This is a genomic window from Pseudomonas sp. FFPRI_1 (assembly GCF_055384485.1).
In genome coordinates this window covers 2,502,333-2,514,152 of record NZ_AP029168.1, presented here as the reverse complement: position 1 = coordinate 2,514,152, position 11,820 = coordinate 2,502,333, and the positions used below count along the sequence as shown (strand labels likewise).

The following is an 11,820-nucleotide window of genomic DNA, read 5'->3' as shown; positions in this document are numbered from 1 at the left end:
ACGCCCCATGCGCCTGCTTCGCTGCTTGCCCCTGTTGCTGATCCTGGTCGCGCCCATGGCCTTTGCCGATGACCTGTACCAGGTGGAAATGATCCTGATCCGCCAGAATGCCGAACCGCCGATCCTCAGCCGGACCGCACCGGAAGACTGGGCTGCCGGGGCCCAGCGCCTGCCTGCGGACAGCCAGCGCACCCCATCCCTTGGCCCGATCGTGGAAAAACTTGATGCCAGCGGCAACTACAGCGTGTTGCTGCACAAGGCCTGGCAACAAACCCTGGGAGAAACCCCGGTCAAGGTCGCCCTCAGCGACGGTCCGGAGCAGTTCGGCCAGTTCCCCATCGAAGGCACCCTGGCCCTCAAGCTCGGGCGCTTTACCGACGTGGACGCCGACTTCTGGATCAACCAGATCGACAGCAATGGCTTGGTCACCCGCAGTGAACGCCTGAAGCAGCAAAGCCACACCAAGAACGGCCAGCTCAACTACCTGGACAACGGACACCTGGCGCTGCTGATCAAGATCACCTCGCTTACCGCACCGGCGCCCCGTCCTGCGCCAACTGAAATTCCGGACTGATTGAAGTCCCTATGACCCCGCCCCTGACCAAACCCCTGGCCCCGTCCTGGATCAACCGCTTCAAGGAGCAGGTCCTGGAACGTGGCCGACGCTACGCCCTGGAAAAACGCGTGCGCATCGTCAGTGCTGGAGACAGCGCTATCACTGCCAGTTGCCAAGGCTCCGGAGACAGCGTCTATCGTCAGACCATCCACCTGCGCGAATCGAGCAAGGGCAGCCTGCTGCTGATCGACGGACATTGCACCTGCCCGGTCCACAGCAACTGCAAGCACATCGCCGCAGTATTGCTGCACGTGCAAGAGACCCTGGCCTACCCAGCGGCGGCACAGGATGCCGAGTTGCTGGAGAAACTCTCTGCCGTCCTCGACAGCCGTCGCCCTCCAGCGCTCCCCCAGCAACTGCTCGACGACGTGCAGCCAGTACCGCGCCTGTGGCTGGCAAGTATCGAGTTCAGCGCCTTCGAGCCGCGCAATGGCAAGATGCAGCGCTACATCCAGCACCGCGCAGCCCTGTCGTTCAACTATCAGGGCGAATACGCCAGCGGACAGAAGAATGCCGATCTGATCATCCGCCAGGAACACCAGAGCTTGAGAATCAAGCGCCAGCCGGAGTTGGAACAAGGCTACCGCGAACAGTTGCGCGGCGTGGGTTTCAAGATCGCTACCCGGCAGAGCAAGGCACTCCCGGAAAGCGCCGGCGAGTTGTTCGAGATGGTCAACGACAGCGCCTGGCTGACCTTCACCCTCAATGAGTTGCCGAAGCTGCGCAGCCAGGGCTGGGAACTGCAGATCGACGAGGACTTCGGTTTCGACCTAACGGCGGTGGACGACTGGTATGCCAGTGTCGATGAAGTGCCGGGGCGCGACTGGTTCGACCTGGAACTGGGGATCATCGTCAACGGCGAACGCTTGAGCCTGCTGCCGATCCTGCTCAACCTGATGCGCTCCCACACCGAGATCCTCAACCCCGAACGCCTGGCCAGGCGCCGTGACGACGAGTTGATCCTGGTGAACATCCCCAATCGCCCCAACTCTCCCCATGGCCCGCTGCAAGTGGCCCTGCCCTATGGCCGCCTGAAACCGGTACTGGCGACCCTGGGCGAGTTCTACCTGCAGGAACCGGGAGAGACCACCCTGCGCCTGAGCAGCGCCGACGCCACGCGCCTCAACCCGCTGCAGGACCTGCCGCTGCTCTGGGAAGGCGGCGAGCACATCCGTACCTTTGCCCAGCGCCTGCGGGACATCAGGGACTACTCGGCGCCGGTACCGCAGGGTTTGAATGCCACCTTGCGCCCTTACCAACTCGAAGGACTGAGCTGGATGCAGTCCCTGCGACAGCTGGAGGTGGGCGGCATCCTCGCCGACGACATGGGGCTGGGGAAAACCCTGCAGACCCTGGCGCACATTCTGAGCGAGAAAAACGCCGGGCGCCTGGACCGCCCCTGCATGGTGGTGATGCCCACCAGCCTGATTCCCAACTGGCTGGACGAGGCCGCGCACTTCACTCCGCAACTCAAGGTCCTGGCACTGTATGGCGCCGGGCGCAAAAGACATTTCGAACAACTGGCCGACTACGACCTGCTGTTGACGACTTACGCGCTGCTACCCAAGGACATCGAGCGGTTGGCGGCGCAACCCTTGCACGTGCTGATCCTGGATGAGGCGCAGTACATCAAGAACCCGTCGAGCAAGGCCGCCCAGGCCGCCCGGGAGCTCAACGCCCGGCAGCGCCTGTGCCTGTCCGGCACGCCCCTGGAAAACCACCTGGGGGAACTCTGGTCGCTGTTTCACTTCCTGCTGCCGGGCTGGCTCGGCGATGCCAAGAGCTTCAACCGCGACTACCGGGTGCCGATCGAGAAGCACGCCAGCGAAGTGCGCCTGCAGCACCTCAATGGCCGGATCAAGCCCTTCCTGCTGCGCCGCACCAAGGAACAGGTGGCGACCGAGCTGCCGCCCAAGACCGAGATCATCCACTGGGTCGAACTCAACGAAGCGCAGCGTGATGTCTACGAAACCATGCGCCTGGCCATGGACAAGAAGGTCCGCGACGAGATCACCCGCAAGGGCGTGGCCCGCAGCCAGATCATCATTCTCGAAGCCCTGCTCAAGCTGCGCCAGGTGTGCTGTGACCTGCGCCTGGTCAACGACCAGCCACCGGCCCGGGGCAGTTCGTCGGGCAAGCTCGACAGCCTGATGGCCATGCTTGAAGAGCTGTTCGAGGAAGGTCGACGTATCCTGCTGTTCTCGCAGTTCACCTCGATGCTCAGCCTGATCGAGGCCGAGCTGAAACGGCGCAACATCGCCTACGCCCTGCTGACCGGCCAGACCCGGGACCGGCGCACACCAGTGCGCGACTTCCAGAGTGGCAAGCTGCAGATTTTCCTCATCAGCCTCAAGGCCGGCGGTGTCGGCCTCAACCTGACCGAAGCCGATACGGTGATCCACTACGACCCCTGGTGGAACCCGGCGACCGAAAGCCAGGCCACCGACCGCGCCTACCGCATCGGCCAGGAGAAACCGGTGTTCGTCTACAAACTGATTGCCCGGGGCACGGTGGAGGAGAAGATCCAGCACCTGCAACAGGAGAAATCGGACCTGGCGGCGGGAGTACTGGATGGGCGCAAGGCGGGCGACTGGAAGCTGCAGAGCGAAGACATCGAGGCGTTGTTCGCGCCGCTGCCGGACAAGAAGGCCAGCCGCTGATCCCGCCCCCGGCCAGTTCGGGGCAATCCATGAAGGGCACCGGAGAATGACCGGCGCCCCTCCTCCTCAGTCGATCAACTGAGCGGCCTTGAGGGCACCCAGCGCAGTGAGCCAGCGCGGATCCTGCTTGTATTCGACGCTGGCAACAGCCTGCCCGCGCATCCGCGCGATTCGCGGTGATGGCCGCACCTTCAGGCGCTGCACCGCACTCAGGGCCAACTCGGCCGCAGCACGATCGTTGCACACCAGGCCCATGTCACAACCGGCAGACAGCGCCGCCTCGATGCGACTCGCAGCATCGCCCACCACATGAGCGCCGGCCATGGACAGATCATCGCTGAAGATCACCCCATCGAACTGCAGTTCGCCACGCAGGATGTCTTGCAGCCAGCGCCGGGAAAAACCGGCCGGCTGAGGGTCCACCTGCGGGTAGATCACATGCGCCGGCATCACCGCTGCCAGCTGCTTGCTCAGGCGAGCGAACGGCAGCAAGTCCCTGGCGCGAATTTCATCCAGGCTGCGCTCATCATTGGGGATGGCGACGTGGGAATCGGCCTCGGCCCAGCCGTGCCCGGGAAAATGCTTGCCGGTGGCCGCCATGCCGGCGCTGTTCATCCCACGGATAAAAGCCCCGGCCAGCAGGGCCGCACGCTCGGGGTCGCCCTCGAAGGCACGGCTGCCGACCACCGCACTGCGCTGATGGTCCAGGTCCAGGACCGGAGCAAAGCTAAGGTCCAGGCCCACCGCCAGCACTTCGGAGGCCATGATCCAGCCACACTGCTCGGCCAGGTACTCGGCATTCGGGTTGTCGGCCAGCGCGCGCATGGCCGGCAGGCGGACAAAGCCCTGGCGCAGCCGCTGCACCCGGCCGCCCTCCTGGTCTACCGCCAGCAGCAGATCCGGGCGAATGGAGCGAATCGCCGCACAGAGCTCACGCACCTGGCGCGGGTGCTCGATATTGCGCGCGAATATGATCAGCCCTCCCACTTGTGGCTGACGCAGGAGTTGGCGATCTTCGGCCGTCAGCCAGGTACCGGCGACGTCCACCATCAAGGAGCCTTGCAGGCCAGCAGTCATAAAAATTCCTTAAACACGAATGCCCACGCCATCAACGATGGATCCCGGGGAAGGCACAAAGGGCCGCATTCGCCATGAATGCAGCCAGGCCAGCCAGGGTCGGCGAAGGGAAGGCACAAAGGGTATGAAACGAGAGTCGGCATGGGCGGCTAGCTTAGCGGATGTAAGCTGACCCGCCCACCCGTGAGATCAAGCCTTGGCGACTGCCGGAGCTGACTTGCTGCGGGGCTTGAGCTGGGCGCTGGCCATCGCTTCGTCAGTGACGCCGGTTTCAGCCCGCATGCCGGCCGCAAGGAACGGCACCATCAGCCGCATCACCTGCTCGATGGAGGTATTGACCCCGAAATCGGTTTCGGCGATGGCCCGCAGCGCCTTGATCCCGGACATGCTGAACGCGGCCGCTCCGAGCATGAAGTGCACGCGCCAGAACAGTTCGATCGGCGGAATGCGCGGCGCCGCTTCGTTGACCAGCAGCATGTAGCGACGGAACACCTTGCCGTACATGTCTTCCAGATAACGTCGCAAATGCCCCTGGCTCTGACTGAAAGCCAGACCCAGCAGGCGCATGAAGATCGACAGATCATTGCCACTGCGCGGCTGCACCACCAGGGCCTGCTCGACGAGGATTTCCAGCAGCTCTTCCAGGCTCGGCTTGCTCTCCGGCTTGGACTGGCGACGCTCCAGCTCGCGATCGAGGCTGATGCAGAACGGCCCCAGGAAGCGCGAGAACACCGCCTGGATCAGGGCCTTCTTGGAGCCGAAGTGATAGTTGACCGCAGCCAGGTTGACCCCGGCCTTGCTGGTGATCAGCCGCAATGAGGTTTCGGCAAAACCTTTTTCCGCGAACAACTGCTCGGCAGCATCGAGAATGCGTTCAACGGTTTCCGACTGGGCCATGGCTACTCCGCCTGACAAACACTTGTTTGAAACATACGTTTCAGGCTCTGCAATGTCAAGCCTGCCAGCCTCTGCAGAGGCCGTCCGGCGGGCTATTTAATCACACCTGCCGGCCTCTGTAGCCAGCCTTGGACGGTGGATTGCTTCAGCACGACGACAACCTTGCGGCGACCCCGGGAAAAACGAGGATTGCCAAGTGACGCCCACTGTATATAATCCCAGTCACTGTATAAAAAGACAGAGCGATCGACATGCTAAAACTGACGCCACGCCAAGCTGAGATTCTGGCTTTTATCAAGCGCTGCCTGGAAGACAACGGCTACCCACCGACCCGCGCCGAGATTGCCCAGGAGCTGGGTTTCAAATCGCCCAACGCTGCCGAAGAACACCTCAAGGCCCTGGCTCGCAAAGGCGCCATCGAGATGACGCCCGGAGCCTCGCGCGGCATTCGCATCCCGGGCTTTGAAGCCAAGAGCGACGATTCGCTGCCCGTTATCGGTCGCGTTGCCGCCGGCGCTCCGATCCTGGCCCAGCAACACATCGAAGAGTCCTGCAACATCAACCCGGCCTTCTTCCACCCTCGTGCCGACTATCTGCTTCGGGTACACGGCATGAGCATGAAGGACATCGGCATCTTCGACGGCGACCTGCTGGCGGTGCACACCACTCGCGAAGCCCGTAACGGCCAGGTGGTGGTAGCGCGCATTGGCGATGAAGTCACGGTCAAGCGCTTCAAGCGCGAAGGCAGCAAGGTCTGGCTGATCGCCGAGAACCCTGAATTCGCCCCCATCGAAGTCAACCTGAAAGATCAGGAACTGGTGATCGAAGGCTTGAGCGTCGGCGTTATTCGCCGCTAAAGGAGGCTCCATGCAGTTCCCCCACACACCACAGCAAGCCCAGTTGCCCCTGTTCGAAGCATTCCTGGCCCAACCATTGGTGCCAGCGCTCAAGGAAGTGGCCGAGGCGCCCTGGAACAAAGAACCGGACGCCTTCAGCGAACTGTCGTTACGCGGCGCTGCCGGGAACTGCCTGAACCTGCTGGCCCCCATCCTCAGGGAACTGAGCGAGGAACAGGATGCGCGCTGGCTGACCCTGATCTCCCCGCCCTCCAGCCTGACTCAAAGCTGGCTGCGAGATGCCGGGCTGAATCGCGAACGCATCCTGCTGCTGCACCCGCGGGGCAATCAGAGCCCGCAGCAACTGGCCTGTGAAGCCCTGCGCCTGGGCCGCAGCCATACCGTAGTGAGCTGGCTGAACCCGTTGAGCACCAGCGCCCGGCAACAACTGATCAGCGCCGCACGTACTGGCGACGCACAGAGTCTGAATATTCGCCTGGGGTAAACAGCGGGAGCGCTGGAAAAGTGCTTGAATCGCACGGGCTTCTCCAGGATTGAGAAGCCGAAACAAATACGACGAATGACCGGATAAAAGCCGATAAACGGACTTAGTGAAGAACCCGCGGACCGTCTTCCTTGTCGATTTCGCCTTCAACCAGGCGCCCGGCCATCTGTACGCCGACACTCAACATGGCTTTGGCCACTTCAACATGCTGTCCCTGCAGAAAGGCTTTGGCATCCTCGGAGAAATCCAAAGTAACCAGAGAACCCTCGTCCTCAGCTCTGCGCAGCTCGATACGGCCGTCTGGCAACTCGACAATTTCTAGAAAGGACGTTGGCATATAGGTCTGTTCTCCACGAAAGGGCGGGATTATATCAGTCATCGCCCAGCCCTCGCTCGGGATCTTGAACCAGGACGCCCGACTAAAAGGCACATCCCACTGCATAACTCTCGTCCTGGCCACTCCACCTGCCCTGCCGCTAACGCCCCGCTCCATCAGCAGCCGCCAAGGATAATTCAGAGCCGTGCGCCTGCAAGTCCGTCAATCGATGCATCCGCTCCATAAGCGAATACAACCCCGGCAACTCAACGCCTGCCTTGATCCGCTCACGAAAGACCGGCAGATCGCTGAGCGATCCAGGATCGGCATAGGCCATGACCTCTGCATTATCAAAGCTCAGGCAAAGCCGGCCTTCGCCGGAGAACTCCAGGTTCACCCGGTCCAGACGCTGTGCAAGGCCCATCAGCAAGAGCTGGGTTTCCGACGTGGCGAAGCTGTCCCAGCAGGCTTGATCGCCACCGAGCAGTACAAAGACCTGGTTGAAATCTTCGCAAGCGATCTTGAAGCGCCGATTTTCCCAAGATCTGTCCTGGGGATTGGATAAAACCGAAATCCCCCTGACCCAGGGAAAGTCCAGCACCAGGCTGTAGCGACTGAAGGTGTCGTAGACGGTGCGATAGCTTCCGCCTACACCACGCTCGCTTCTGGAGTTCACGTACTGCTGATGGTGATATTCAAAGACCAACGAATGCCGCACCCCATGGTAGACACCCTGGACTGACTCAAGGATATGCCGTCGCTCATTACCCCGCTGGTAATCGGCGAACTCGTTGTTCAGCCTTGTCAGGCGCCAATCGGCACTGCTGTCGACCTCGTTCAGGTCATTGCTGATCAACGCGCACTTGTGGGCAATACTTTTGGCCAGCCCCGCCAACGAACCCTTCAGCCCTTTTCTGACGTAGTAGCTGAAGAAACAGCAGGCCAAGCCCACCCAGAACAAGACGCCCATGTCGTCTATCAACAGCAGGGCTGCGAACGAGGCCAAGGCCAGCACCAGGAGCACTATCGACTGCACATGGTCAAACTCCAGCCCCCCGGGAAATGCCTCGAGCCGGTCGAGCACCTCAAGCAGATCCGCCTTGGAGCGGGCGCGACTGACCCGCACCTGACTGTCCTCCAGCAGGCGAGCCAGCGCCTGATCACGCAAAAAAAACAACATGTTCTTCCTTGATCAAATCATCGAACGCTGAATCACTCAGCGATCAACATCAGCATTCGTTCAAGCCATCGCGAAAACGAATCGCCAAGGCCTTGAGGTTCTGCCGCCAGCTCTCCAGCTCCTCCCGACTCAATTCCTCTTCCGGCTCCTGCTCGCCCAGATTGACCGCCACAATCAACGGCTGGGTCACGTCGCCCTTGGGCTTGTGCGGCGCACGAGGCGGCTGGAACAGCGCGCCATAGGCATACAGCAGCTGAGCCAGCCAGGTTTGCGGGCTATGGGCCAGCTCCACCAACTCCGCCAGCTCTGGAATGGCAATGCTCTCCAGCACTTCACGGTTGAGAATCAGCTCGACACGGGAAGCGTTGGCCTGAGGCAACCGATAGAACCCGGCGATTTCGTGGCAAAGCCCCAGCAAGGCTCCATACAGATGAAACAGTACCGACTCGCGCCCTGCCTGACTCTGCGCCTGGGCGTTCATTGCCCGCCCCTCTTCAGCACGGGCCAGAACTTCCAGCGACAAGCCGGCAAAGTAGATTTTCTGATTGGTACGGGTATAGAGCTCGTGGGCCATATGGGCAGCCTCCAGCAGGAGAGAGAAACGAATGCGGATGGCACACAGTTTCAGGGATCGCTTCGGTTTGCCGCAAGCCAAAAGAAAGGCCGCATGAAGCCCGGAGGTTTCATGCGGCCTTGTCCAACAGCGCGCCGAGCAGCAAACCTCGGCGCCTCCATCATTTAGTGCGCTTGTCTTCGACCTTCCAGCTGCCGCCGTCGTAGAAAGCACGCCAACCGGTGGGCTTGCCATCGATCTCGGTCTGCACGTACTGCTCCTTGGTCTTGCGGCTGTAGCGAACCACGGCTGGACGGCCATCCGGGTCCTTGATCGGCGCTTCGCACAGGAAGTGGTACTTCGGATCGATCTCGTCCTTGTGCGGGATCAACTCCAGCACCAGCGGCGCACGGGTCTCGCGGTTCTTCGGGAACTGGCTGGCGGCCAGGAACAGCCCAGAAGCGCCATCGCGCAGGATGTAGGTGTCGTTGACCTTCTCGCATTTCAGCTCGGGCATCTTCACCGGATCCATCTTCGGCGGGGCTGCATCACCACTTTTCAGCAGTTTGCGAGTGTTCTTGCACGTGGGGTTGGTGCAACCGAAGAACTTGCCGAAACGACCGGTCTTGAGCTGCATCTCACTGCCGCACTTGTCGCACTCCAGACTCGGGCCTTCGTAGCCCTTGATCCGGTAGCTGCCTTCTTCGATCTCGTAACCGGCGCAATCCGGGTTGTTACCGCAGATGTGCAGCTTGCGCTTCTCATCCAGCAGGTAAGCATCCATCGCCGTGCTGCAGATCGGGCAACGGTGCTTGCCGCGCAGTACCAGGGACTCGGACTCGCCTTCATCGTCGGCGGCGATTTCGTCACCCGGCACCAGGTTGACGGTAGCCTTGCAACGCTCCTTGGGTGGCAGGCTGTAGCCTGAACAGCCGAGGAACACACCGGTCGATGCGGTACGGATCTGCATCGGACGACCACAGGTCTGGCACGGAATGTCGGTCATCACCGGCTGGTTGGCACGCATGCCGCTTTCCGCGCTCTCGGCCACTTCGAGCTTCTTCTTGAAGTCGCCATAGAACTCGTCGAGTACATTCTTCCAGTCGCGCTCGCCCTGGGCCACGTCATCGAGGTTCTCTTCCATGCCTGCGGTGAAACCGTAGTCCATGAGGTTGGAGAAACTCTCGGAGAGGCGCTCGGTGACGATGTCACCCATTTTTTCCGAATAGAAACGCCGGTTGTGCAGGGTCACATAGCCGCGGTCCTGAATGGTCGAAATGATCGCCGCGTAGGTCGAAGGACGACCGATGCCGCGCTTTTCCATTTCCTTCACCAGGCTGGCTTCGGAGTAGCGTGCCGGCGGCTTGGTGAAGTGCTGGCTTGGATCGAGCTTGATCAGCTTCAGCACTTCGCCCTGAGCCATTTCCGGCAGGACATCGTCGTCGCCCGGCTTGGCCATCTGCGGCATGACCCGGGTGTAGCCGTCGAACTTGAGGATGCGACCCTTGGCACGCAGCTCGAAGCCCCCAGCCGCGACGCTGACGGTGGTGGACAGGTATTGCGCCGGCAGCATCTGGCAAGCGACGAACTGGCGCCAGATCAGCTCATAGAGGCGCTCAGCGTCACGTTCCATGCCCGACAGCTTGCTTGGATGGGTATTCACATCGGACGGACGAATCGCTTCGTGCGCCTCCTGGGCCCCTTCCTTGCTGCTGTAGACGTTGGGCGAGGCCGGCAGGTACTTGTTGCCGAACTCGTCTTCGATATAAGTCCGCGCCATCGCCACGGCGTCAGCCGAGAGGTTGGTGGAGTCGGTACGCATATAGGTGATGTAGCCAGCCTCATACAGACGCTGGGCCATCATCATGGTCTTCTTCACCCCGAAGCCCAGGCGATTGCTCGCGGCCTGCTGCAGGGTGGACGTGATGAACGGCGCCGAAGGCTTGCTGCTGGTGGGCTTGTCCTCGCGCTTGGCGACGCTATAGGCCGACGCCTTGAGCTTCTCCAGGGCAGCCATGGCCTGGGCTTCGTTGAGCGGCTTGAAGGCCTCGCCGTTCTCACGAGCCACTTCAAAGCGCACATTGGCGCCCTTGGCAGTGCCGAGATCCGCGTGGATCTCCCAGTATTCTTCGGGGATGAAGGCACGAATCTCACGCTCGCGCTCCACCACCAGTTTCACCGCTACCGACTGCACGCGACCGGCAGACAGGCCGCGGGCAATCTTCGCCCACAGCAATGGCGAGACCATGTAGCCCACCACGCGGTCGAGGAAGCGCCGCGCCTGCTGCGCATTGACCCGGTGAATATCCAGCTCGCCCGGCTGGGAGAAGGCTTCCTGAATCGCCTTCTTGGTGATTTCGTTGAACACCACGCGCTTGTAGCGGCTGTCATCACCGCCAATGGCTTCCCGCAGGTGCCAGGCGATGGCTTCCCCTTCGCGGTCCAAGTCCGTTGCGAGATAGATGGTGTCGGCATCCTTGGCAAGGCGGCGCAGCTCTTCGATGACCTTTTCCTTGCCAGGAAGGATTTCGTACTTGGCCTTCCAGCCGTGCTCGGGGTCGACGCCCATGCGCGACACCAGCTGCTTGCGCGCTTTTTCCTTTGGCGACAAGGCCGGGGCTTCGCCCACAGCGGCCTTGCCACGCTTGGCAGCAGGCTCTTTGGCGGCACTTGCCGAACCGCTGGTGGGCAGGTCTCGGATATGGCCGATACTCGACTTCACCACGTATTGGTTGCCCAAGTACTTGTTGATGGTCTTGGCCTTAGCCGGGGATTCCACAATGACCAGCGATTTGCCCATGGATCAGAAAATTCCTGAATTCGAGAAGTGAAAGGCGGTTGGCGCCTGACGCGGCACCGCTATATATAGTGGCAACAGGGTGAGGTCAAGCGCAGGGTACTGCGCGACCTGTACTCATGCCGGTGAAAAAAGACTGGGTTCGGCCTGCACCAAAGCAAAGCGCGGGACCTGCTCGCCGTCAACTTCGACCGACTCCAGGAACATGCTCAAGGGGCGTACCCAAAAGCCGTAATCCCCATACAGGGCTTGATAGAACACCACTTCTTCTTCCGTCTCGGAATGCCGCGCCACGCTGAAAACGCGGTACTGCGGCCCCTTGTAATGCTGATAGAGCCCGGGTTGTAACTGCATGCTCTGGCCCTCGTGCAATTTTTTTCAAA

11 protein-coding genes are annotated in these 11,820 nt (G+C 61.3%); 4 read left to right on the top strand and 7 right to left on the bottom strand.

The window, feature by feature from the left end:
- Positions 1 to 7 precede the first annotated feature (7 nt).
- Both ACZ5BO_RS11405 and ACZ5BO_RS11400 read left to right on the top strand, forming a co-directional pair.
- Complete coding sequence (locus ACZ5BO_RS11405) at positions 8 to 574, top strand: CsiV family protein (protein ID WP_464699774.1); 567 nt, start codon at positions 8 to 10, stop codon at positions 572 to 574.
- A gap of 11 nt (positions 575 to 585) precedes the next feature.
- The gene (locus ACZ5BO_RS11400) at positions 586 to 3,276 is read left to right on the top strand and encodes an SNF2-related protein (protein ID WP_464699772.1); all 2,691 of its coding nucleotides are present in this window, start codon (positions 586 to 588) and stop codon (positions 3,274 to 3,276) included.
- Positions 3,277 to 3,342: 66 nt separating this feature from the next.
- Here the strand turns inward: ACZ5BO_RS11400 and nagZ are convergent, their stop codons facing one another.
- Both nagZ and ACZ5BO_RS11390 read right to left on the bottom strand, forming a co-directional pair.
- Positions 3,343 to 4,341: a beta-N-acetylhexosaminidase gene (nagZ, locus tag ACZ5BO_RS11395; protein WP_464701230.1), complete on the bottom strand. Its 999-nt coding sequence runs from the start codon at positions 4,339 to 4,341 to the stop codon at positions 3,343 to 3,345.
- A gap of 201 nt (positions 4,342 to 4,542) precedes the next feature.
- On the bottom strand, positions 4,543 to 5,250 hold the full coding sequence (locus ACZ5BO_RS11390) for a TetR/AcrR family transcriptional regulator (protein ID WP_025128851.1): 708 nt from the start codon (positions 5,248 to 5,250) through the stop codon (positions 4,543 to 4,545).
- A gap of 251 nt (positions 5,251 to 5,501) precedes the next feature.
- On the opposite strand from ACZ5BO_RS11390, the gene lexA reads away from it, so the two are divergent.
- Both lexA and sulA read left to right on the top strand, forming a co-directional pair.
- Positions 5,502 to 6,107, top strand: coding sequence for a transcriptional repressor LexA (lexA, locus tag ACZ5BO_RS11385; RefSeq protein WP_025128850.1), 606 nt, complete (start codon positions 5,502 to 5,504; stop codon positions 6,105 to 6,107).
- Between the two features lie 10 nt (positions 6,108 to 6,117).
- The gene (sulA, locus tag ACZ5BO_RS11380) at positions 6,118 to 6,591 is read left to right on the top strand and encodes an SOS-induced cell division inhibitor SulA (RefSeq protein ID WP_025128849.1); all 474 of its coding nucleotides are present in this window, start codon (positions 6,118 to 6,120) and stop codon (positions 6,589 to 6,591) included.
- 103 nt (positions 6,592 to 6,694) lie between these two features.
- Here sulA and ACZ5BO_RS11375 read toward each other — a convergent pair whose 3' ends face one another.
- From ACZ5BO_RS11375 to ACZ5BO_RS11355, 5 genes are all read right to left on the bottom strand, one after another.
- Positions 6,695 to 6,928 (bottom strand): hypothetical protein, encoded by a 234-nt coding sequence (locus ACZ5BO_RS11375; RefSeq protein WP_011060267.1) that lies wholly within the window; start codon positions 6,926 to 6,928, stop codon positions 6,695 to 6,697.
- A 139-nt stretch (positions 6,929 to 7,067) separates the two neighbouring features.
- On the bottom strand, positions 7,068 to 8,087 hold the full coding sequence (locus tag ACZ5BO_RS11370; protein WP_464699769.1) for a hypothetical protein: 1,020 nt from the start codon (positions 8,085 to 8,087) through the stop codon (positions 7,068 to 7,070).
- 49 nt (positions 8,088 to 8,136) lie between these two features.
- The gene (locus ACZ5BO_RS11365; RefSeq protein WP_464699767.1) at positions 8,137 to 8,661 is read right to left on the bottom strand and encodes a DUF6586 family protein; all 525 of its coding nucleotides are present in this window, start codon (positions 8,659 to 8,661) and stop codon (positions 8,137 to 8,139) included.
- A 160-nt stretch (positions 8,662 to 8,821) separates the two neighbouring features.
- Positions 8,822 to 11,440 (bottom strand): type I DNA topoisomerase, encoded by a 2,619-nt coding sequence (topA, locus tag ACZ5BO_RS11360; RefSeq protein WP_025128846.1) that lies wholly within the window; start codon positions 11,438 to 11,440, stop codon positions 8,822 to 8,824.
- Positions 11,441 to 11,554: 114 nt separating this feature from the next.
- Entirely contained in the window at positions 11,555 to 11,791 is a 237-nt protein-coding gene (locus ACZ5BO_RS11355; protein WP_019093731.1) for a DUF1653 domain-containing protein, read from the bottom strand.
- Positions 11,792 to 11,820: the final 29 nt, after the last annotated feature.

Coding starts and splice junctions, on each gene's coding strand:
- ACZ5BO_RS11390 (WP_025128851.1), bottom strand. CDS start 5,250: ATGGCCCAGTCGGAAACCGTTGAACGCATTCTCGATGCTGCCGAGCAG.
- topA (WP_025128846.1), bottom strand. CDS start 11,440: ATGGGCAAATCGCTGGTCATTGTGGAATCCCCGGCTAAGGCCAAGACC.
- ACZ5BO_RS11355 (WP_019093731.1), bottom strand. CDS start 11,791: ATGCAGTTACAACCCGGGCTCTATCAGCATTACAAGGGGCCGCAGTAC.
- ACZ5BO_RS11405 (WP_464699774.1), top strand. CDS start 8: ATGCGCCTGCTTCGCTGCTTGCCCCTGTTGCTGATCCTGGTCGCGCCC.
- sulA (WP_025128849.1), top strand. CDS start 6,118: ATGCAGTTCCCCCACACACCACAGCAAGCCCAGTTGCCCCTGTTCGAA.
- lexA (WP_025128850.1), top strand. CDS start 5,502: ATGCTAAAACTGACGCCACGCCAAGCTGAGATTCTGGCTTTTATCAAG.
- ACZ5BO_RS11370 (WP_464699769.1), bottom strand. CDS start 8,087: ATGTTGTTTTTTTTGCGTGATCAGGCGCTGGCTCGCCTGCTGGAGGAC.
- ACZ5BO_RS11400 (WP_464699772.1), top strand. CDS start 586: ATGACCCCGCCCCTGACCAAACCCCTGGCCCCGTCCTGGATCAACCGC.
- ACZ5BO_RS11365 (WP_464699767.1), bottom strand. CDS start 8,661: ATGGCCCACGAGCTCTATACCCGTACCAATCAGAAAATCTACTTTGCC.
- ACZ5BO_RS11375 (WP_011060267.1), bottom strand. CDS start 6,928: ATGCCAACGTCCTTTCTAGAAATTGTCGAGTTGCCAGACGGCCGTATC.